General features: G+C 48.0%; 12 protein-coding genes and 1 rRNA gene. 2 read left to right on the top strand and 11 right to left on the bottom strand.

Annotated elements, in window-relative coordinates:
• A 16S ribosomal RNA gene (locus AB4Z30_RS17170) occupies nt 1-231 on the bottom strand; the annotation flags it as partial.
• 187 nt (nt 232-418) lie between these two features.
• On the opposite strand from AB4Z30_RS17170, the gene AB4Z30_RS17165 reads away from it, so the two are divergent.
• On the top strand, nt 419-640 hold the full coding sequence (locus tag AB4Z30_RS17165) for a hypothetical protein (protein ID WP_441928483.1): 222 nt from the start codon (nt 419-421) through the stop codon (nt 638-640).
• Nucleotides 641-881: 241 nt separating this feature from the next.
• On the top strand, nt 882-2,297 hold the full coding sequence (locus AB4Z30_RS17160) for a molybdopterin-dependent oxidoreductase (RefSeq protein WP_441928481.1): 1,416 nt from the start codon (nt 882-884) through the stop codon (nt 2,295-2,297).
• Nucleotides 2,298-2,455: 158 nt separating this feature from the next.
• Here AB4Z30_RS17160 and ligA read toward each other — a convergent pair whose 3' ends face one another.
• From ligA to AB4Z30_RS17110, 10 genes are all read right to left on the bottom strand, one after another.
• The gene (gene ligA, locus AB4Z30_RS17155) at nt 2,456-4,468 is read right to left on the bottom strand and encodes an NAD-dependent DNA ligase LigA (protein WP_441928479.1); all 2,013 of its coding nucleotides are present in this window, start codon (nt 4,466-4,468) and stop codon (nt 2,456-2,458) included.
• Between the two features lie 118 nt (nt 4,469-4,586).
• Entirely contained in the window at nt 4,587-6,953 is a 2,367-nt protein-coding gene (gene pcrA / locus AB4Z30_RS17150) for a DNA helicase PcrA (protein ID WP_441928477.1), read from the bottom strand.
• A 338-nt stretch (nt 6,954-7,291) separates the two neighbouring features.
• Nucleotides 7,292-7,978 (bottom strand): heptaprenylglyceryl phosphate synthase, encoded by a 687-nt coding sequence (locus AB4Z30_RS17145; protein ID WP_441928507.1) that lies wholly within the window; start codon nt 7,976-7,978, stop codon nt 7,292-7,294.
• A 225-nt stretch (nt 7,979-8,203) separates the two neighbouring features.
• Nucleotides 8,204-9,079: a phosphatidylinositol-specific phospholipase C/glycerophosphodiester phosphodiesterase family protein gene (locus AB4Z30_RS17140; RefSeq protein ID WP_441928475.1), complete on the bottom strand. Its 876-nt coding sequence runs from the start codon at nt 9,077-9,079 to the stop codon at nt 8,204-8,206.
• Between the two features lie 337 nt (nt 9,080-9,416).
• Nucleotides 9,417-10,298 (bottom strand): dTDP-4-dehydrorhamnose reductase, encoded by an 882-nt coding sequence (gene rfbD / locus AB4Z30_RS17135; protein WP_441928473.1) that lies wholly within the window; start codon nt 10,296-10,298, stop codon nt 9,417-9,419.
• Nucleotides 10,295-11,320 carry a dTDP-glucose 4,6-dehydratase gene (rfbB, locus tag AB4Z30_RS17130; RefSeq protein ID WP_441928471.1) on the bottom strand — a complete coding sequence of 342 codons (1,026 nt, stop codon included), beginning with the start codon at nt 11,318-11,320 and terminating at the stop codon, nt 10,295-10,297. Before rfbB ends, rfbD begins: the two co-directional genes overlap by 4 nt.
• A 53-nt stretch (nt 11,321-11,373) precedes the next feature.
• Complete coding sequence (gene rfbC, locus AB4Z30_RS17125) at nt 11,374-11,922, bottom strand: dTDP-4-dehydrorhamnose 3,5-epimerase (protein ID WP_441928469.1); 549 nt, start codon at nt 11,920-11,922, stop codon at nt 11,374-11,376.
• 227 nt (nt 11,923-12,149) lie between these two features.
• Nucleotides 12,150-13,028 (bottom strand): UTP--glucose-1-phosphate uridylyltransferase GalU, encoded by an 879-nt coding sequence (galU, locus tag AB4Z30_RS17120; protein ID WP_441928505.1) that lies wholly within the window; start codon nt 13,026-13,028, stop codon nt 12,150-12,152.
• A 149-nt stretch (nt 13,029-13,177) separates the two neighbouring features.
• A complete protein-coding gene (locus AB4Z30_RS17115; protein ID WP_441928467.1) occupies nt 13,178-16,861 on the bottom strand; it encodes a DEAD/DEAH box helicase in 3,684 nt (1,227 codons plus the stop codon).
• A 285-nt stretch (nt 16,862-17,146) separates the two neighbouring features.
• Nucleotides 17,147-19,660 carry a DUF3656 domain-containing U32 family peptidase gene (locus AB4Z30_RS17110; protein ID WP_441928465.1) on the bottom strand — a complete coding sequence of 838 codons (2,514 nt, stop codon included), beginning with the start codon at nt 19,658-19,660 and terminating at the stop codon, nt 17,147-17,149.
• Nucleotides 19,661-19,999 lie beyond the last annotated feature (339 nt).

The raw sequence follows: 19,999 nt of genomic DNA, 5'->3' as shown, positions 1-19,999 counted from the left end.
GTGACAGATTGCTCCGTCTTTCCAGTTTCCTTCAGGCGAAGAAAACAAGTATTCGGTATTAGCTACCGTTTCCGGTAGTTGTCCCAAGCTTGAGGGCAGGTTGCCTACGTGTTACTCACCCGTCCGCCGCTAACYATCCGAGAAGCAAGCTTCTCTTCAAGTCCGCTCGACTTGCATGTATTAGGCATGCCGCCAGCGTTCGTCCTGAGCCAGGATCAAACTCTCCAATAAAGATGAATTTCGCAGCGTGGTTAAACACTGCGCAACTCATCGGGGTATTGAAAAGAGCGATAAGCTCATTTTGAATCTGACGATTCATTGTAAATCAAAAGTTACTATCCATTTGTTCAGTTTTCAAGGAACTTGGTTACTTATCTTTCGTTAACTTTCGTCAACCAGACAGGAAATTTATCATATCATGTTAACTAAGTTTCTGTCAACATTATTTTTCGTCATTCTTCAAAGCTATTCGACTAATGTCTGTTTGAAGCGACAAGAAATAATATATCATGCTGTCATTATTTTAGCAAGTACTTTATTTAATTTTTTTCATATTCCAATAAGAGTGATGTCAATTGCTGAAGCGAATGTTCGATATGAAGCGGCTTTTGGCTTTGCAAAGGAAAATATAGAAAAGTAGCAGCTCCAATAAGAACAAATTTGAAGTAAGTGATCCAAAAACTTTATAATAAGGTATCTTAAATTGAAGGAAGTGCTTAAAAGGGCTTTTAAGGTTATACAATCAATAGGAACACGAGAACTTCATCACGCAACTTATCAATGCCCTCTAATAATGCTTACTGTTATTTAAGTGGTACATCAATTAGATTTTTGCTTGTTGCCTGCGTTTAACTCAAATCCATGACACGAGGTGAACACATTTGAAACTTTGGTTAAAGAAGATGCGCAAGGGTTACGGCAAAAAGTTGGTTTCCATTCATGCTTGGAACGCCTGGATCGTTGTCATTCTCTCCGTTACTGGTCTTATGCTAATTGGTGGCTTCTGGCGTGAAACACTGGGTATCGGACGTGTCTGGTTAAAATGGTTACATATCGCTGTGGGTCTCGCGATGCTTGCTCCTGTCGTTTATTACTTATTTTTGGCCAGTAAGCATTGGAAGCAACTTCGCAATAAGCCATGGCAAAAAGCAAATACGATCATCGTCCTCGCACTTCTGATCGGCTGGTTATTATCCGGTATCATCTTATGGCAGTTCAAGCTTGCTGGCCCCCGGTGGTCCAACGCAGCACTTTTAATTCATGATCTGCTCACATGGGTTGGATTGCCGTATATCATTTACCACTCAATCACACGGACTCGGTGGTTAAAAGATTCTACACGCCGTACTTTTCAAGTCAGTGAACCTTCAACACAAATTCCAAGTGTACCCGCTCCAAACACTCCCTCTTCGGATACAGAGGAGTCAGAAACACGTAGTACACCCGCAGCCATGTCCAATTTGCGTGCAGACAAATCGTTTCATCATCAAGGAGGTCAACTACAAGATCTCAATAGAAACAAGGGATCAAAGATCGAGAAGCCTCAACCCGTATACACTCGTCGAACCTTCATTCGCTCAGCTGTTGGCATAGGACTCGCTGTGACTCTTGGGCCTACGTTTGTATCATGGGTAGGCAAAAACCTCAAGTTTGATAACAGCATAGACAGCATGCTGGAGAATGACCCTAATCAGTTGGTTCCATTGCCGCAGCCCTTATCCGCTTCTTCCCCACCGATCGGTGGTGGCGCCGAAGGACACTTTCGCGTATACACGGTTACACCCATTCCTTCCTTTTCCAATGCAAACTGGTCATTTCGTGTAGATGGACTTGTGGAACGGGCACAGATCTGGAATTGGGAGCAGTTCGTCAAGCTTGCACGCACCGTGCAAGTCAGTGACTTTCACTGCGTTACCGGCTGGTCCGTGTATAAGAATACATGGGAAGGCATTCCACTGAAGCATTTTCTGGAGAAAGCCGGTTTGAAACCTGGAGCGCACAGCGTCAAATTTTATTCTGGTGACGGGGTATATACAGATGCCATCACGTTAGAGCAAGCACAAATGGATGACATTATGATTGCAGTTATGCATGATGGTAAACCCATTCCTGCAGACCTTGGCGGACCTGTACGACTCGTTATTCCACAGATGTACGCCTACAAATCAGTCAAATGGTTGAACCGCATTGAAGTCATCGACAGCGAGCATATTGGATATTGGGAGGAACGGGGATACGACAAAGATGCATGGTTATCCGGTGCTTCTCAGCGTTTTCCGAATATAACGGGTTCATAAAGTTGAATAAAAGCTTAAAGTTGTCCAACACATAAAAAAAGAAGCCTCCAGACACGTCATGCGTGTTTTGAAGGCTTTTTGATTTCCAAGCTGTCTGACACTTGTTTGTGTAATTCCCAATAACAAGAGCTGGTGCATCTGTCGTAGATATTAACAGTCTACGGATTCAGCAGGCGTACCAGTTCATCCTCATCTTCGATGGTTGGAATACCGAGATCACGAGCTTTCGTTAATTTGCTGCCTGCCTTCTCTCCGGCAATGACCAGGTCTGTCTTTTTCGATACACTTCCTGTGACCTTCGCGCCAAGCGCTTCAAGTCTTTGCGTGGCTTCTTCACGCGTCAATTGATGGAGTGTTCCTGTGAGCACTACCGTTTTACCGCTGAAGAAGGAGTCCTCTGCAACAACAGTTGGCGCTTCAGGTGCTTGTGCTTTCACACCAAGGTTCAGCATTTTCTCGATAGCCGCTTGTGTAAACGGATCAGCGAAGAAGTTAACGATACTCTCTGCTACAATACCACCCACGTCTGGCAGTTCAACCAATTCCTCCACAGTAGCATTCATGATCGCGTGCAGATCACGGTAATGCTCGGCGAGCATACGTGTCGTGGATTTGCCTGTGTTGGGAATACCCAAGGAATACAGGAACGAGGCAAGGTCTCGGTCTTTACTCTGCTCGAGCGCTGCGAGAAGGTTATTCGCTTTCTTTTCGCCAAATCGCTCCAGCTTCACGAGATCATCAAACTGCAATGTATACAGATCGGCCGGTTCACGCACGTTTAATTCATCATATAACTGAATTGCCGTTTTCTCACTGAATGTCTCGATGTCCATCGCGTCTCTGGATGCAAAATGGGAAATACGAGCAACCGTCTGCGGTTTGCAAGCCAGTTTGTTATTACAGAACAAGTGCGCTCCGCGTTGCTCCAACGGAAATCCACATGCCGGGCATTGCTCCGGATATATGATCTCTTCACCATCATTTTCTTCCGTCACTTTTCCAAGAATCTCGGGGATAACATCATTGGAACGACGAATAAAGACACGTGAACCCAATGCATACTTCAGATTTTTACGCTCAATATCGCCGACATTGTTCAGCGTACAGTTTTGCACAGTAACACCAGCAAGTTCAACCGCTTCTACCCGCGCGAGCGGAGTCACTTTGCCCGTCCGGCCCACGTTCCACACCACTTCATTCAGTACTGTAGTTGTCTCTTCCGCTTCGAACTTGTAGGCAACTGCCCAGCGCGGGAACTTATCCGTGTAGCCAAGCACCTCACGAGTGCGCATGTCCGTTAGCTTAATTACCGCCCCATCGATCAGGTAATCCAGTTGTCCACGATTTTCCTGAATTGCTTCGAGCTGCTCCATAACGTCATCAAATTCATGGAAGTAGGTGATGGATGGATTAACTTTAAAACGGTTCTCGCGCAAGAAGTCCATCATTTCCTGATGATTCGCAAACTGAATGTCGTCCGAGTATCCAATGTTATAGAAATAGGCATTCAATCGACGCTCAGCTGTCGTTTTTGGATTCAGGTTACGCAGCGCTCCTGCTGCTGCATTTCGTGCATTTTTGAGCGGCTCGGCAGCCGTTTCATTATATCGATTTAACACGGAGAGGTTCATAATCCCCTCACCTTGCACTTCAATTGTGCCACCCGTATACGGAATTTTAAGCGGAACCGACTTAATGGTTTTAACCTGTGCCAAGATACCTTCTCCCACTGCTCCGTTTCCGCGTGTGGAAGCCTGAACCAACTCACCATTTATATAAGTCAGGTTCAAGGTTAGTCCATCAAATTTCAACTCAATGACGTAACCCGGTTCAGGCAAGGGATTATCCGGGTTTTTGCTGTTGTAGTCATTAACCAATTTTAGAACACGTGTGTTCCAGTTGCGCAACTGTTCAATGTTCTGCGCTTTGTCTAAACTCCATAATGGGGATAAATGACGATGCGGGTTAAATCCCTTGAGCAGTTCGCCCCCTACACGTTGAGTAGGAGAATCCGGCAACACTATACCGCTCTCCTGTTCCAGTGTAACCAGTTCATCATACAGAAGGTCATACTCCTTATCACTGATCTGTGGCTGATCCATCGTGTAGTACTGATAATTGTGCTGGTTCAGCTCGGCTACGAGTTGCTCCATCCGGTGCATCGGGTCCATACGGGCCATCCCTCCGTTTATTTAATATATGTAGAAAAAACATGCCTATTGCAATAATCGAACATGGTAGAATCAGATCTCATGTCAGCTCAGGATTAGGCAATAGGCCGTTTCATTCTTATTCCACTTTGGTAATCGGGGCAAATCCGGCGAGAAGGCGTTTTACGCCAACTGGAGCCGGGAATGCAATCTGCAGTTCGGTATCATTACCACTGCCTTTGACCGCAACGATAGTACCTGTTCCCCATTTGCCGTGTTGCACTTTATCGCCTGCTTTAAATCCTGCCGCACTATCGGAAGAGACAGACTTCGAAGCTGAGGTCGGTGCTGCAGATGTTGGACGAGAGGTGCTCATCGTCACCCGGGATGTTGGCCCGGAAGCACTTGCGGATGAACCACTTCGGCTCTGCTGTTCAAACAGCTTGGACGCACTTGCAGCGCCGCCGAAATTGCTTCCACCACTGGAGCCTAAACCGCGTCCTCCATAGGAACCTCCGCCTGTGCTGGTTCCACGGCGGTAACGGTCTCGTGCAATGGAGGTATCTTCCTTAAGCTCATCCGGAATTTCATCCAGGAAACGGGATGGCGGATTCGCAGTTGTACGTCCAAACAAGGTCCGCATCTGCGCACATGACAGAAATAACTGCTCTTCTGCACGCGTAATACCTACGTAAGCCAGACGACGTTCCTCCTCCAGCTCTTCGTTGTCCATAAAAGCACGGCTGTGTGGGAAGACCCCTTCTTCCATACCCACGATAAAGACAACCGGGAATTCCAGACCTTTGGCACTGTGCATCGTCATCAACGTGACCGCATCACTCTGATCCTCTTCATCATCGTTCATGCTATCAATATCTGCAATGAGTGCCAGATCGGTGAGGAACGAAACGAGCGTTTTGTCTTCATTATTTTTCTCAAACTCCATCGTTACGGACAGGAACTCTTCAATATTCTCCAGTCTTGCGCGAGATTCAATCGTATTTTCCTTCTGCATCTCGTCACGATACTGGCTCATCTCCAGAATCTTCTCGGTCAGTTCAGTAACCGATAGATACTCGACCATCTGGTGCAGTGCAGCGATCATATCATAGAACTCTACGAGCGCGTTACGCGTACGACCAGCGAAACCAAGATCATCAACCACTTGCAGTACACGGAAAATGGAAACCCCACGTTCTCCAGCTGCTGCAGCCAGCTTGGCTACTGTCGTATCCCCGATGCTGCGCTTCGGCACATTAATAATCCGGGTCAAACTGATATCATCATCCGGGTTGGACAACAAACGCAGGTAAGCCAGAATGTCCTTGATCTCTTTACGATCATAGAACTTGATGCCGCCGACAATCTGATACGGAATATCAGACTTGATCAGAATTTCCTCGATAACCCGGGACTGGGCATTGGTACGATACAAAATCGCATGATGCTGATAGGATTTGCCGTTCTTCACATTTTTACTAATCTCGGAGGTTACAAAATACCCCTCATCATGTTCGGAATCAGCACGGTATACCTTGATCTTCGAGCCGCCTTCCTTATCCGTCCACAGCTTCTTCGGTTTACGGCCCGTATTCAGGCCAATCACTTCATTCGCTGCATTCAGGATGTTGGAAGTGGATCGATAATTTTGCTCGAGCAAGATTGTCTGTGCTTCCGGGTAGTCTTTTTCAAAGTTGAGGATATTTGTAATGTCCGCCCCGCGCCAGCGATAGATCGACTGGTCACTATCCCCTACAACGCAGATACGGTGGTGGCTGTCAGCCAGCATACGGCACAGCATGTACTGTGCACGGTTCGTATCCTGATACTCATCGACATGAATGTACTGGAATTTCTTCTGGTAAAAGTCAAGCACTTCCGGCACTTCTTTGAACAATTGAATCGTTGCCATAATCAGGTCGTCGAAGTCGAGCGAGTTATTGGCTCTTAACCGGCGTTGGTACATCGTGTATACCTTCGCTACAATGCCCTCGAAATAATCGCCTGCTTGCTTTTCATATTGCCCCGGACTGATCAGTTCGTTTTTGGCTGTGCTCATCATCGCCTGAACGGCTTTGGGTTCAAACTTCTTCGTATCGATATTCTGATCTTTCATACAGCTGCGAATAACGGATAACTGGTCGGATGAGTCCAAAATGCTAAAGTTGGAAGTGAAACCGATCCGTTCAATGTCGCGGCGCAAGATGCGCACACACATAGAGTGAAACGTGGATACCCAAATATCACGGCCCTGAGAACCGCCTACGAGCTGTGAAACCCGATCCTGCATCTCACGAGCAGCTTTGTTGGTAAACGTAATCGCCAAAATGCCCCATGGGGGTGCTTTCCGTGTTGCGATCAGATAGGCGATCCGGTGTGTTAGCACCCGGGTTTTGCCTGAGCCCGCGCCAGCCATAATCAGCAGCGGCCCATCCGTCGCCTCGACAGCTTGACGCTGAGGGGTGTTAAGCCGTGCTACGGCATCATGTATATTTACAGGTTGCATGCATGCATGCTCCTTTCATTAGTTGGTCGTATAACGGGGCCCTGAGGTTACACTGGTCACTCCGAGTGCAGTAGCATCTTCCGATCGTCGTTATCCCCAGATTTTTTGATCCCCTTTGGCAAGGGGAAAATCCGGTGATAAATACGAACACTTCGTTTCTTCAGATCGCTTCTGCACTCTCCGTTCATGTGTAAACGTAGTCGCCTTATACTTTGGGCCAGGTAAGAATATCTAGAAATCTTAGAGCCTTATTACTCAAACAAATGGGATTTATAAAAGCCAAATTTCTATTTTAACAGATTCAAAGGGGGATGTGGGGCAATGGTAAACTAAACCGGTTAGGCGTTTTCCTTCACGGCTTGTACCGTCTCCAGCGCTTGGCGCAAATTGCTATACACTACATTGCCAACAACAATAGTATCCGAAGCTTGAGCAGCTTGTACTGCTTTCTCCGCCGTATCGATTCCACCGCCATATATGAGGTGTGCCCGCTCCAGTTGTCTGTGAGTCTCGCCAACCAGTTCCATATCACCAAAAGTTCCGCTGTACTCCATATATATAATGGGCAGATTCAGCAGGCGTTCTCCAGCTTGAGCATAAGCAGCTGCAGCCTCTGCACTCAATTCCGTCTCCGCTCCGGTTAACTTCGCCACAGTGGAATCCGCATGAAGCACAATATACCCTTCGGTAATCAGCAGATCCCATGGGATCATATAACCAAACCGCTCGATAGCCCGCTGGTGATGTCCAATAATCCACTGGCTGTCCGTTGTGTTTAACACCATCGGAATTAGATACCCGTCAAAACCGGGTACAACAGCCTCCAAATCGGATACTTCCAGCACACAGGGCAGTTCATAACGACGAACCCGGGACATCAGATCTACCGTATTGTCATATGTGATTCCTGATGATCCGCCAACGATAATCGCATCCGTTCCTGACATGCATACCTGATCCAGTGCCTCGTCTGAAATTTCCCGGTCTGGGTCGAGCTTAAATACATGTCTCCACTGCTTAATCATGTCTATCAACGAACATTCCTCCAGAGGTTCTTCTGCATCCTAAAAAGCTTGTAAACTAAGTCTATGTCAGCAGACAACAGGTGTCAATGTTCGTATAAAAGGCGAACAGAAAAACACAGACTTTTCAAGGTTTCCCTTCTTAGAAAAGTCTGTATCTCTGGAGTTCGAGTCTTCTTTTCGATTCTTGTTGAGACTGTATGAATTGCTTTCTGAGTCTTAATTCTTTTACGGTTTCCATGCGAACCTTGTATTCATCTCTTCCATTTCCTGTTCAGTGAGTACGTCCGAGTACACACCGTACACGCCCCATTTCTCATAATTGGCTACCTGCTCGGTATCATTTATCGTGTGCACATACGTAACGGCCCCAGCCTTCTTGAGCTTGGCAACAAAATTCTGATTTACTTTATATTCCGGCATCGTTACGGCATCGATATCATTATTTTGCACAAAATCGACAACCTGGTCCTCTGTATCTTGTGTAGCGTATAACGTGTAGATGATCGAGGGGAAGCTGTAAACTTCTTTTACCTTTTCAAGCATCGGCTCATTATAGATTTGCACCACGACTCGACTTAACGCAGACGGATCATGTTTCTTCGCGGCATCCACCAATGATTGAAGCACCTGCTGAATATCTTCATCCTTCTGCTCTTTGGTGTCCGTGACGATATACATATCCGGGTATTTGGACAACACGTTCATAATACCGTCAGCATCCATAGGCTGGTATATCCCGAGGATCGGTGTATTCATGAATTCATCATGGGTGAGAGCTCCAGCCTGCTTATGCTCCGGTAATTGCTCATCCTGCCCCAACATTTTGCTCATATTGGCCGTCCACTCATGTCTGGCTACAGCTACCCGATCCGAAGTGAGCATGAAATCAATTTCGAATACTCGTGTGCCTTTTTCATAATTGGCAATCATGGCTTCATACGCGTTGGTATAAGGCTGTTCCCGAATGCTTCCCATCGCATGGGCAATTAATCGGTAGTTCGTGAATCCGTCGTGTTGCTCCTCACTCTGGCTATCATGTGCCCAGAAGAGCGTACCTACGGTAATAAACAACAATGTCAAAACGGCGGCAATACGTTTCATATCATCTACACATCCTTTGCAGACGTATTCATAACAGTCAGGAATACATGTACTAGTAACCATTGTGAATCTAACTAACTTTTGAGTCCAAATCCCAAAATGGCTGGAACAAGACGTTTTCTATCTGAACATGTTGTGTCATATTGCATTTTGGTAACTAACTACCCGAATCGGGCATAGGCAAAACAAAAAGTCGCCATAAGGCGACTCTTTACGACTATGATATAAATAGTGAATCGTGATGTTTTACAGTAAAACACGAGACGTTACACCATACTTTCTCACTCAAAGACGATCAGAGATCCATCTTTGTAAAAAAAATGATATCTCCATTCGTCTACTCCGTATCTAGCTCATGTAAGAATGCAATTAGTGCTTCTCTCCAAGGTCTCATGGCTTGAAGCCCGTTCGTTCGAATCCCCATATGATCCATCACGGAATACGCTGGACGAGGAGCCGGACGTGGAAACTCAGTCGTGGTGCACGGTACGATTTCAGCTATCTGGACTGCCGCTTGAAAAGTCCCATGTTTAGTCCCTTCCTCTGCAATTGCCTGTGCAAATTCAAACCATGTGCAGCTTCCCGCATTGGAAGCATGATAAATGCCGTATTTTTCGCTTACAGCCAGCTCAGCGATTAGACGAGCAAGATCCACCGTATACGTTGGTGAACCCTGCTGATCATGCACAACTTGAAGCTTTGGACGCATTTCCATCAGATCCAGCATTGTTTTGACAAAATTATGACCATGACTGCCAAACACCCATGATGTGCGGATAATAAACCACCGTGTGCTCAGGCTCTGAACCAGCCGTTCTCCGGCAAGTTTAGATTTGCCGTATACACTTTGCGGATTCGTCTCATCGTACTCCTGATAGGGGCTGTTCCCCATCCCATCAAATACATAGTCTGTACTGATATAGACCAGCTTGGCTTTCACGCTTTCGGCAGCAACTGTTATATTACGTGTACCTACAGCATTAATCGAGAAAGCCGTATCGATATCGGATTCAGCCTGATCAACCGCAGTGTAGGCAGCACAATGAATAATAACGTCAGGCTGATACGCATTGATCTGATCTGTACACTGTTGCTGATTCGTGATATCCATCTGATCCCGGTCACAGCCCAGTACGTGATGACCGTCTGCTTCAAGGGTTTTTACAACATCATATCCCAGCTGTCCTGCTGCTCCTGTTACCATAATTCTATATTTCATGCGCCCGATTCACCCATTCGCTGACCATATTGGAGTTTCACATACTCCTGATACGTGCCGGACTGCACGCTCGCCATCCACTCCTGATGATTCAAATACCACTTTATCGTCTCTTTAATTCCCGTCTCAAAATAGTGCACCGGTTTCCAGCCAAGCTCTGTCTCCAGCTTTGTTGGATCTATACCGTAACGCCGATCATGTCCCAGACGGTCTTGTACGTATTGAATCAGACTCGCCGGTTTGCCCAATTGCTCCAGCACGGTCTCTACAATGTGAATATTTGTGCGTTCATTATTGCCACCAATATTGTATACCTCTCCAGATTGGCCCTGATGGATAACCAGATCAATGGCACGACAGTGATCTTCCACATAAAGCCAGTCACGGATATTCAGACCATCACCGTACACAGGTATAGCTTCTTCCTTCAAAGCACGGGAGATAATGAGCGGAATAAGCTTCTCCGGGAATTGAAATGGGCCATAGTTGTTGGAACAGCGGGTAATGTTAACAGGTAAACCGAAGGTCTCGTGATAAGCTCTGACGAGCAGGTCCCCTCCAGCTTTACTTGCAGAATAAGGGCTGTTAGGCATCAAAGAGGTCTCTTCTGTAAACAGTCCTGTCGGCCCGAGTGAACCATATACTTCATCCGTCGAAACCTGTACGAATTTGGTAATCTGATATTTTTTGGATGCATCCAGCAGTACCTGAGTCCCCATAACATTCGTGCGAACAAAAATATCCGGAGTCAGAATGCTGCGATCCACATGGGATTCAGCCGCGAAATTCACAACCACATCGACACCTTGAGCAAAAATGTTCTCCATCTGCTGTACATCTGCAATGTCAGCTTTAATGAAAGTGTGCCGCGGATTGGACTCAATCGACTTCAGATTTTCCAAATTGCCCGCATATGTGAGTGCATCCACATTAATAATTTCGTAATTCGGATATTCTCGGAGCATATATAACACAAAGTTGCTGCCGATAAAGCCAGCCCCGCCGGTAACCAGTAATTTCATGCTGTCTCTCTCCCTCTGCCTCCATGTTAAGAATGTATCCGAAGGTCTTGTCATTAGTCAAAATTCAGCTCTGCATCCCTGAGCACGGGGTGCTTCTGATCTTTATCCGATAAGATCGGTTCCGTCACAGGCCAATCAATGGCAAGCGCAGGATCATTCCACAAAATACCGCGGTCATGTTCAGGCGAATAATACGCATCCACTTTGTAAGCCACCTGTGTACGTGGAGTCAGTGTACAGAAACCATGGGCAAATCCTTGGGGAACTAACAACTGACGCTGATTATGTTCACTGAGTATGACACCCTTCCATTGTCCGAAGGTGGGTGACTGTCTACGTATATCTACAATTACATCGTAAATGGCACCCGATATCACTCTCACCAGCTTGGTCTGCGCTTTCGGATGAAGCTGATAATGAAGCCCTCGCAGGACACCCGCCTCGGCTGACAAGGATTGATTGTCCTGAATAAACGTATGATGTATCCCATGATTCAGCAGCATCTGCTCATTATAACTTTCCATGAAATATCCGCGGTGATCTCCGTATACCTTCGGTTCCAGTATGGCTGCATCCTTCATAAATAGCGGAATTACCTTCATGCCATCCCCCCGCTCTGCCTTTGACAGTACTCTTCATTTTGATTATATATATGTGAGTGGCCCTCTAAGTGTTTGTTCATTCGCCTCTGTCATGCAGACACAAAAGCCCAGCCGAAACATCGTACGTCGGCTGGGCTGGGGATGGACAGACATTTAAGATAATACAAACTACAAATCGAATACTGCAATATGAATACATTGGATAGACGGAAAAATCACTGGCTCGCTTATCGTTTACCGACAATACTTTCCAGGTACTTCAATAAATCTTCCCGCAGGTCCGGACGCTGGAGCGCATAGTGAATGGACGTTTCAATAAAACCCAGTTTCTCACCCACATCATGACGCAGGCCATCAAAATGATAGGCGAGAATCTGTCTTTGCTCATTCAGACGGGACAAGGCATCCGTCAACTGAATCTCTCCGCCTACACCAGCAGACTGTCTGCCCAATATTTCAAAAATGTCGGGAGTAAGAATATAACGGCCCATGATCGCCAGATTCGAAGGGGAATCCTCCGTCTTCGGCTTTTCAATTAAACGATTTGCCCGGAAGACGCGTTCATCCGTACGAGTTAGCAATTCTCCATCAACGATACCGTACCTAGATACCTCACTCCAATCGACAGGTTGCACGCCTACAATCGGGGACTGCAGCTCGTCATAGACTTCAATCATCTGCTGCAAGCATGGGTGATCCGCTTCAACAATGTCGTCCCCGAGCAGAACGGCAAACGGTTCATTGCCAATAAACTTGCGGGCACACCAGATGGCATGACCAAGTCCTTTGGGTTCCTTTTGCCGGATATAATGGATGTCAGCCATCTCGGAAGGTTTACGCACTTCGTTCAGCAGATCCCACTTCTGTTTATCCGCGAGATTCTGTTCAAGTTCAAAGGAATAATCAAAGTGGTCCTCGATCGCCCGTTTGCCTTTTCCTGTAACGATAATAATATCTTCAATTCCCGAAGCAACGGCTTCCTCAATAATGTATTGAATGGTTGGCTTGTCCACGATGGGCAGCATTTCTTTCGGCATCGCCTTGGTTGCAGGCAGAAACCGGGTCCCCAGTCCGGCGGCTGGAATAATCGCTTTGCGGATACGTATAGGAAACACTCCTTTGGCTGGATCAATAAGGTATAGATAATTAGGAAAACGGGATGAACAAACCATAAATCATATCTAGCAAAAGCGGTGCATTTCTCTATACATTACCACAAATGATTGACAATAGTTGTATAAAAAACGAGTTTGCTCTATACCATTAACAACTCGCGAATATCCTGCTCGGATAGTGTCGTTGATCCCCCGTCGCCCGGTTCAATCACCTCGGCAATCAAATCCTTCTTCCGCTGTTGCAGCTCCAGAATCTTCTCTTCGATGGTGCCCTCAGTCACGAGACGAATCACCTGGACTACCTGTTTCTGTCCCATACGATGCGCCCGCCCTATCGCCTGTTCCTCCACCGCGGGGTTCCACCACAGATCATACAAAATCACAGTATCCGCTCCCGTGAGGTTAAGTCCGGTTCCGCCAGCTTTGAGTGAAATGAGGAACAACTCGGCTTCTCCCTCGTTAAATCTGCGGCACATGTCCACACGACTCTGTGCTGGGGTTTGCCCATCCAGATAAAACAGGTTGTTCCCCTGCGCTGTAAGGGTCTGGCGAATAATACTCAGCATACTTGCGAACTGCGAGAAGATTAGAATACGTCTACCGGCGGCCAGACAGTCCTGGACAGTCTCCAGCAGTTGCTCCATTTTCCCGGAATCCCCTTGATATCCGTCCACAAACAGCGCCGGGTGACAACATAACTGACGCAGACGGGTGATGCCAGCCAAGATTTTAATCCGATTTTTCTGGAAGCCGTTCTCTTCCATATCCTTTGTGGTCTCATCCTGAAGCTGAGACAGATAAGCTGCATATAGCTTTTTCTGTTCCACCGTCAGCTCAGAACGATGCACCGTCTCAATGCGATCCGGCAGTTCTTCCAGCACATCTTTTTTCAGGCGACGGAGAATGAACGGACGCACCATACGCGAGATGCGTTCTGGTGGCAAGTCACGAAATCTTCTGTAACTCGGGAACAGTCCCGGAAATACCGCTTCAAAAATAGACCACAGTTCATCCAGTGAATTCTCGACGGGTGTACCTGTCAGGGCAAACCGGCGCGGTGCTTGAATCTGTTTGACTGCCTGCGCCGTCTGGGACGATGCATTTTTGATTGCCTGTGCCTCGTCCAGAATCAAGGTATGGAAGGTTCTCCCGAGATACGTATCCAGATCACGACGTAGTAGCGGATACGATGTCACGATTACATCTGCTTTGTCCATGTCGGCCAGCATGCTGGCACGTTCATCCTTCTGCCCGGCGGCGATCAATACGTTCAGATGCGGAGCAAACCGTGCAAACTCATTTGCCCAGTTGTAAGTCAATGAAGCAGGCGCAACAACCAGTATCGGCGGATGCGTCATTCGTGTACGAATCGTCAGCCCGTCTTGCTGTGAGGTGTGCCAAGCACCGTCTATCGTTCCAGTAGGGTCGGCCAAGTAAGCCTGCTGAGACTCATTCATGATCCAATCATTAGACATGGTGTTGTCTGCATCAACTGATACCCCTGTCGCCTGTCCCTGCTCATACACAGGTTTCTCTTGTAACGAAGCGGTAATGTAGGCGATGCTTTGCAGCGTTTTACCCAGTCCCATATCGTCAGCCAGAATGCCTCCAAACCGGTAATATGCTAGGGTACGAAGCCACTGATACCCGCTTGCCTGGTAATCCCGCAGGACAGGTGCCAGCGTCTGTGGTAACGGAAAGTCCATCCGGTCAGGATCACGCAGATCATCAAGGAAACGTTTGAGCGAACCGCCCCATTTCACCTGACCGGAAACTTCATCTCTGCCCGGGAGTTGCAAAGCCCTTACAGCAGGCAGACGAATATGGCTGCTCTGAATGTCTCCGGCTTCCAGACCAAGCGCGTCAGCCATGCGAGCGAAGCTGCTCGCGCCTTCATTTTCAAGTGACAGGAAGACACCGCTTCGCAGGCGGAAGAAAGCTTTCTTTTCCACAATGCTGCGCATCAGTTCCTGCAACTCCTGTTCATCGACTCCCTCCATCTCAAAGGAAATCTCCAGCCAGTCCAGTCCTCTTCCCAAATCTGCGCGTACCTTCGGTGGTATAGGATATGTTGGCATCATCGCTTTCACAGCATTCGGCATGTAGATGTCGGCCAGTTTCTCAAACTCAGGCAACAGGTGATACATTACATCATAGATCGCGTCCTCACGTTCGCTTGCCCAGACACTGCCCTCACGCTCCAGAAAAGAGCGATCCAGTCTCTCGATCAGGTTTCGTTCTTTGAAGCGATCACGGATCAAGATGACTTTCTTTTCTTCCTCATCAATCAGATACTCTGCCAGCGGGTTAATGACCATCACACCATAATCAAATTCCAGACGTGCCGTAATGCGTTCCCGGTAAAAGTCGATGTACAGCTTCGGTGACAACTCGGGTTCAGCAATCTGTTCGCGCACACGGGAATCAATCGACAAATGTCCCAAAGTCCGGAGTTCAGGTACAACATGCTGTACGAACTCATCCACCTGCTGTGACGAAATATCAATGCTTTCTTTAATACCGTATGAAGTGAGCGCACTGCTCAGGTCCTCCAGACTTCGCATCTGCATCGGTTCAAGCATGTAAAGCTGACCCTCGACGACTGCCGCATCATACGCCGGAAGCAGGATCAACTCGCGCAGTCCCGACACTTCAAGCTGATACCCTTCATTAGCCCCTTCTGCGATTCGGTAAAATAAAGGTAAAGCTCCTTCACTCAGAGAAAGTGGTCCGTTCGACAGACCCGTGCCCTCCATGCGGCTATCCGCTTGCAGAAGTAGCTCGAGCAACGGTTTCCAGACGATAGGAGCGATTAGAATATCCCTTCCGTCCGAGGCACCTAAATATCCGGAAATGGACTCCCGATACGCCTCTTCACTCTGCCTCATGCGAATGAGCATGGAAAGAATAGCCTGATCTTGGGCACAGAACACATGCATTAGTGGATCATAATGGAATAACTTGGTGAAGGACATAGGCTCGCCCTTCTCGACACAACTCAAGAACTGCTTCACCTTCTGCACAACATAGAGCCTTTTGTTACCCACCTTTAATTCAAGCGCCAGCTTGGCTCCACCTTTATGCACATGTACCAGCTTGCAGATGAACTGTACCTGCAACTCTTCTCGCAGCATGGAGCGGGTAACCGGCGCAGTGTACGTTTGCTCCCGTTCATGTGGCAATCTACGATCCTTGGCAAACATGGATAGAATCTGGTCCGCCGTGCGGTAGGACGGTTTGTCCGCAGAGCGGCCCCAGCCTGAAGCTGAACTTGGACGACCCGCCTGAACAAAAGGAGAAGGAGACAACGTCTGCGGCTTATGCTGCTGCGGTTGGGACATTCCTGATGGTTCAGAGGGGACATCCCCGTTATCGTCCGATAATGCCGATGATCTACCCATTGAATCATTTGATGAAAAAGAGGAAGAAGGTGCGGATGAAGATGGCATTGAAGTTGAATAAGGCCTCTCCCAAGTCTCTTCTTCGACCAGTGTGCCGACTTTCGATGCCGTATTTTTTCCGCTGGACGGTTCTGGCGTTTCTGTACGTTCATGAATCGCGAGCAGAACAGCGGCAATATGCTTGCAGTAATCATAGTAGTTGCCATATGCGGGGCAATTGCAATGTGCTTCAATCTCTCCCGCGTCATCCAGATCAACCTGCACCTTATACGACTTTGTACCCCGGACGATGGCATCATAGTGACATCCGTCCTCACTCACAGTCAGCTTGCCAATCCTTCCTGACTGTTGATACTCTTCGCCACGTTTAAATGCCGTGACCCCGCACAGCAATTTGATATCCATGATCGTAAATGGAGCCACGCTTCACACCTCCTTGGTTGCCACTGCCGCTTTTATAGAAAAAACCCCAAGAGCTCCGGAAAGCAGAGATTGGGGTTGCTTATTAAGTTGAAACACAGTTGTTTACACGTGCACTTCGATGACAGAATAACCTTCCAATCACTGTTATCCCCAGATTTTTTTGATTCCCTTTCCTAAAAGGGAAAATCCGGTGATAAAGGCGAACGCTTCGCTTTTTCAGGTTTTTTCTGTCCTCTCCGTTTTTGTGTAAAAAATAGTTCAACTTATATAGCTTGTTATTCCGTTTCATTTCACCAGTTGACCGCGTGTAACGCCCAATTGATTTGTTGCTTTCAGGGTTTTCCATACTTGCGTACCGCTGATCTCGCCGCGCAGTGCACGGTTGTACAGGTCGATAACTTCCTTCACTTGCTCTGGCGTCTCTTCCAAGAACTCTACACGATAACGGGATACACCCAGATCCATAAAGTTCGTCAGATATTCAGCGCCGGACTGCTCTACTGCATTATATACCGTGTTACGGCAGCCCTCATCCACACGTACCGGGTGAGACATACCAATTCGGTCTTGCAGGGAAGCCCGTTTTTCTTCGCAAGGACGTCCGCAGTTCGTATAGTCCGTTCCTTCACTCATAAACGTACAGTATACACAGTGCTCCGTATGGAACATCGGTAGATGCTGATGGATGACCACTTCAGTCTGACTTGTACGAGAGTTGCCGAGCAAATCAACCATCTGCTGAATGTTCAGGTCGTACGATGGTGTAATCCAGTCGCAACCTGCTTCCAGGAACAGTTCCACGGCCTTATGGTTGGCGATGTTCAAGGAGAAGTCACCAATCAGCTGCGGATGCTTCGCGTCCGGGTTCATTCTGCGGTGACGCAGGTAGAAGTACAACGCACCTGTGTTGCGTACGAGTACCGCATCGGGCTCCAAACGCAGGATGTTATTATGATAGCCGTTCTCGCCCGGCATATGAATACGCGGCGTTGCCAGCGCAATTTTGCGGCCTGCGGCATGTACAGCTTCCACCGCTGCCGGGAACTGCTTGATGAACTCGAAGTCGGCGTAGATCATGCCGACACCCGCCTCCAGCGCTGCCTCCACTTGTGGCAGGCTGCGGCACAGCGCGGTCAGCTCTGCTTGACCGCGAGCTACTGGCGATGCCGGTTGTACCGCATCGCCGTAAACGTCCACCGCCCGTTTCACGTAGACGGGCGGTTTAGGGCGCTCGCCCGCGAGTTGTTCGACCGCCTGACGGCGAATATTATTCAACTCGCGCATCGGGATGATGACGTCACCGTGCAAGCCCACGTCCAGTTCCTCCAGCTGGAACACGGTGCCGCCGAGACGTCCGAATTGCTCCTCGAGCAATTCATGGGTCATCGGACGTTTCTGGGCAATGTCCAGTTCCATCTCTGAATCCACGCGCACGGTCGTTCCCTTCTGCACGTCGGTCCACCACGTGCTGAGCGGCTGGCCCGGGCTGCCGATGACTTTTACTTTGACCGGGAAGACACGGTAAGGCTTATCGATCTCAAAGCTTTGACGCAGACGTTTGTCGAGCGCAGGGTCATTCGTTTTCCATACTTTGTCGCCGACTTTCACACGGCGCAGATCCACATCACTGCGGCCCGGTATAATGTCCACGATCCAGCCTTCGCCGGCTTCGCCTTCGATCTTCACACCTTTACGGCGTACATCATATACACGTCCGCCTTCTTCTTTTTTCGTTGGATCACCAGCGTCAAACACAATACCGTCTCCACGTTTCACGGGTGCATCCAGTTTCAGAACCACACCGTCACGCAATACTTGATCCACACGACCAAGATAAACGCCGCGGCTTTTCGGGAACGTCCCGTCTACCAGCTGTTTGTTGTTCGTGCCGTCCAGGAAACCATGGGTGAATCCACGCGAGAAGCTCTGTTGCAGCTCACGAATTTCTTCTTTGCTTGTCCGTGTATTGTCACCGTCAAAATAACGGTCAATCGCTTTGCGATATTTGCTAACTACATTCGCTACGTACTCTGGCGTTTTGAGGCGGCCTTCAATTTTGAAAGAAGTTACGCCCGCTTCAATTAATTCCGGCATGATATCAATAGCTGCCAGATCTTTCGGAGACAACAGGTATGCCACATCACCCATCGGCTGGTGAACGCCATCTACCATCAGATCATACGGCAGACGGCAAGCCTGCGCACATTCCCCACGGTTTGCGGAACGTCCGCCCCACATTTCGGAAGTCAGACACTGACCCGAATAGGACACGCAGAGTGCACCATGAACGAATACTTCCATCGGAAGTTTCGCTTGGTCTCCAATTTTCTGAATTTGTTTCAGATTGTTCTCCCGTCCGAGTACGACACGTTCCATGTCAAACGGCTTCGTAAACTCCACCGCTTCAGGCGACGTAATCGTCATCTGCGTGGAGCCGTGAATCGGGAAGTCCGGTGAAATTTCACGAATCATTTTGACCAGACCCAGATCTTGCACGATCACAGCATCTACACCCGCATCTACGCAGGCATCGATGAGTTCCTTGGCATCTTTCAATTCATTTTCAAAGATCAATATATTAAAGGTCAGAAACCCTTTCACGCCATAACTGTGCAAAAACGCCATAATCTCCGGCAGCTCGTCCATACGGAAATTGTTCGCTCGCGCCCGTGCATTAAACTTTTCGACCCCGAAGAAAATCGCATCCGCCCCGTTGGCTACCGCCGAACGCATGCAATCCCAGTCCCCTGCAGGTGCCAGAAGCTCAACGTCTTCTCTTCGTATTGTTGCTGTTTTCATGTAAATCCTCCCCATACCGGACTACGCCGGTGTTCTTCCCTTGGTACCTGTGTTTCGGTACGCCCTGTATTGCTGTCAACGTCAAGTATCGCTATATCTATACATTAAGTCTGTATTGCCTGAAATCCAAGCCTACATTCTCTCTATCTCTCTTATCAGCAGTAATAACTCCTGAACTAGTATAGTGTACCACTTCTGCACCCACTCTTCTACGTTTTCCTGAAAAAACCGTTTATCATTTCCATCTTTTTTCATTGGCATTCCACTCAAATTTAATGCAATGCCTTCATACCCCATGCCTCCCCACTTTATAGCAAAACGAAAAAACCGGAAGGTACT

The sequence above is a fragment of the Paenibacillus sp. 2TAF8 genome, assembly GCF_052114825.1.
Lineage (GTDB): Bacteria > Bacillota > Bacilli > Paenibacillales > Paenibacillaceae > Paenibacillus.
Note: the sequence above shows the minus strand (reverse complement) of the source record. Positions and strands in the feature narration are given on the sequence as shown.

What these genes read in the sequence shown, in the direction of transcription:
- AB4Z30_RS17165 (WP_441928483.1), top strand. Translation starts at nt 419, where the DNA reads ATGTTAACTAAGTTTCTGTCAACATTATTTTTCGTCATTCTTCAAAGC.
- AB4Z30_RS17140 (WP_441928475.1), bottom strand. Translation starts at nt 9,079, where the DNA reads ATGAAACGTATTGCCGCCGTTTTGACATTGTTGTTTATTACCGTAGGT.
- rfbC (WP_441928469.1), bottom strand. Translation starts at nt 11,922, where the DNA reads ATGAAGGTAATTCCGCTATTTATGAAGGATGCAGCCATACTGGAACCG.
- AB4Z30_RS17110 (WP_441928465.1), bottom strand. Translation starts at nt 19,660, where the DNA reads ATGAAAACAGCAACAATACGAAGAGAAGACGTTGAGCTTCTGGCACCT.
- rfbD (WP_441928473.1), bottom strand. Translation starts at nt 10,298, where the DNA reads ATGAAATATAGAATTATGGTAACAGGAGCAGCAGGACAGCTGGGATAT.
- pcrA (WP_441928477.1), bottom strand. Translation starts at nt 6,953, where the DNA reads ATGCAACCTGTAAATATACATGATGCCGTAGCACGGCTTAACACCCCT.
- rfbB (WP_441928471.1), bottom strand. Translation starts at nt 11,320, where the DNA reads ATGAAATTACTGGTTACCGGCGGGGCTGGCTTTATCGGCAGCAACTTT.
- AB4Z30_RS17145 (WP_441928507.1), bottom strand. Translation starts at nt 7,978, where the DNA reads ATGATTAAGCAGTGGAGACATGTATTTAAGCTCGACCCAGACCGGGAA.
- ligA (WP_441928479.1), bottom strand. Translation starts at nt 4,468, where the DNA reads ATGGACCCGATGCACCGGATGGAGCAACTCGTAGCCGAGCTGAACCAG.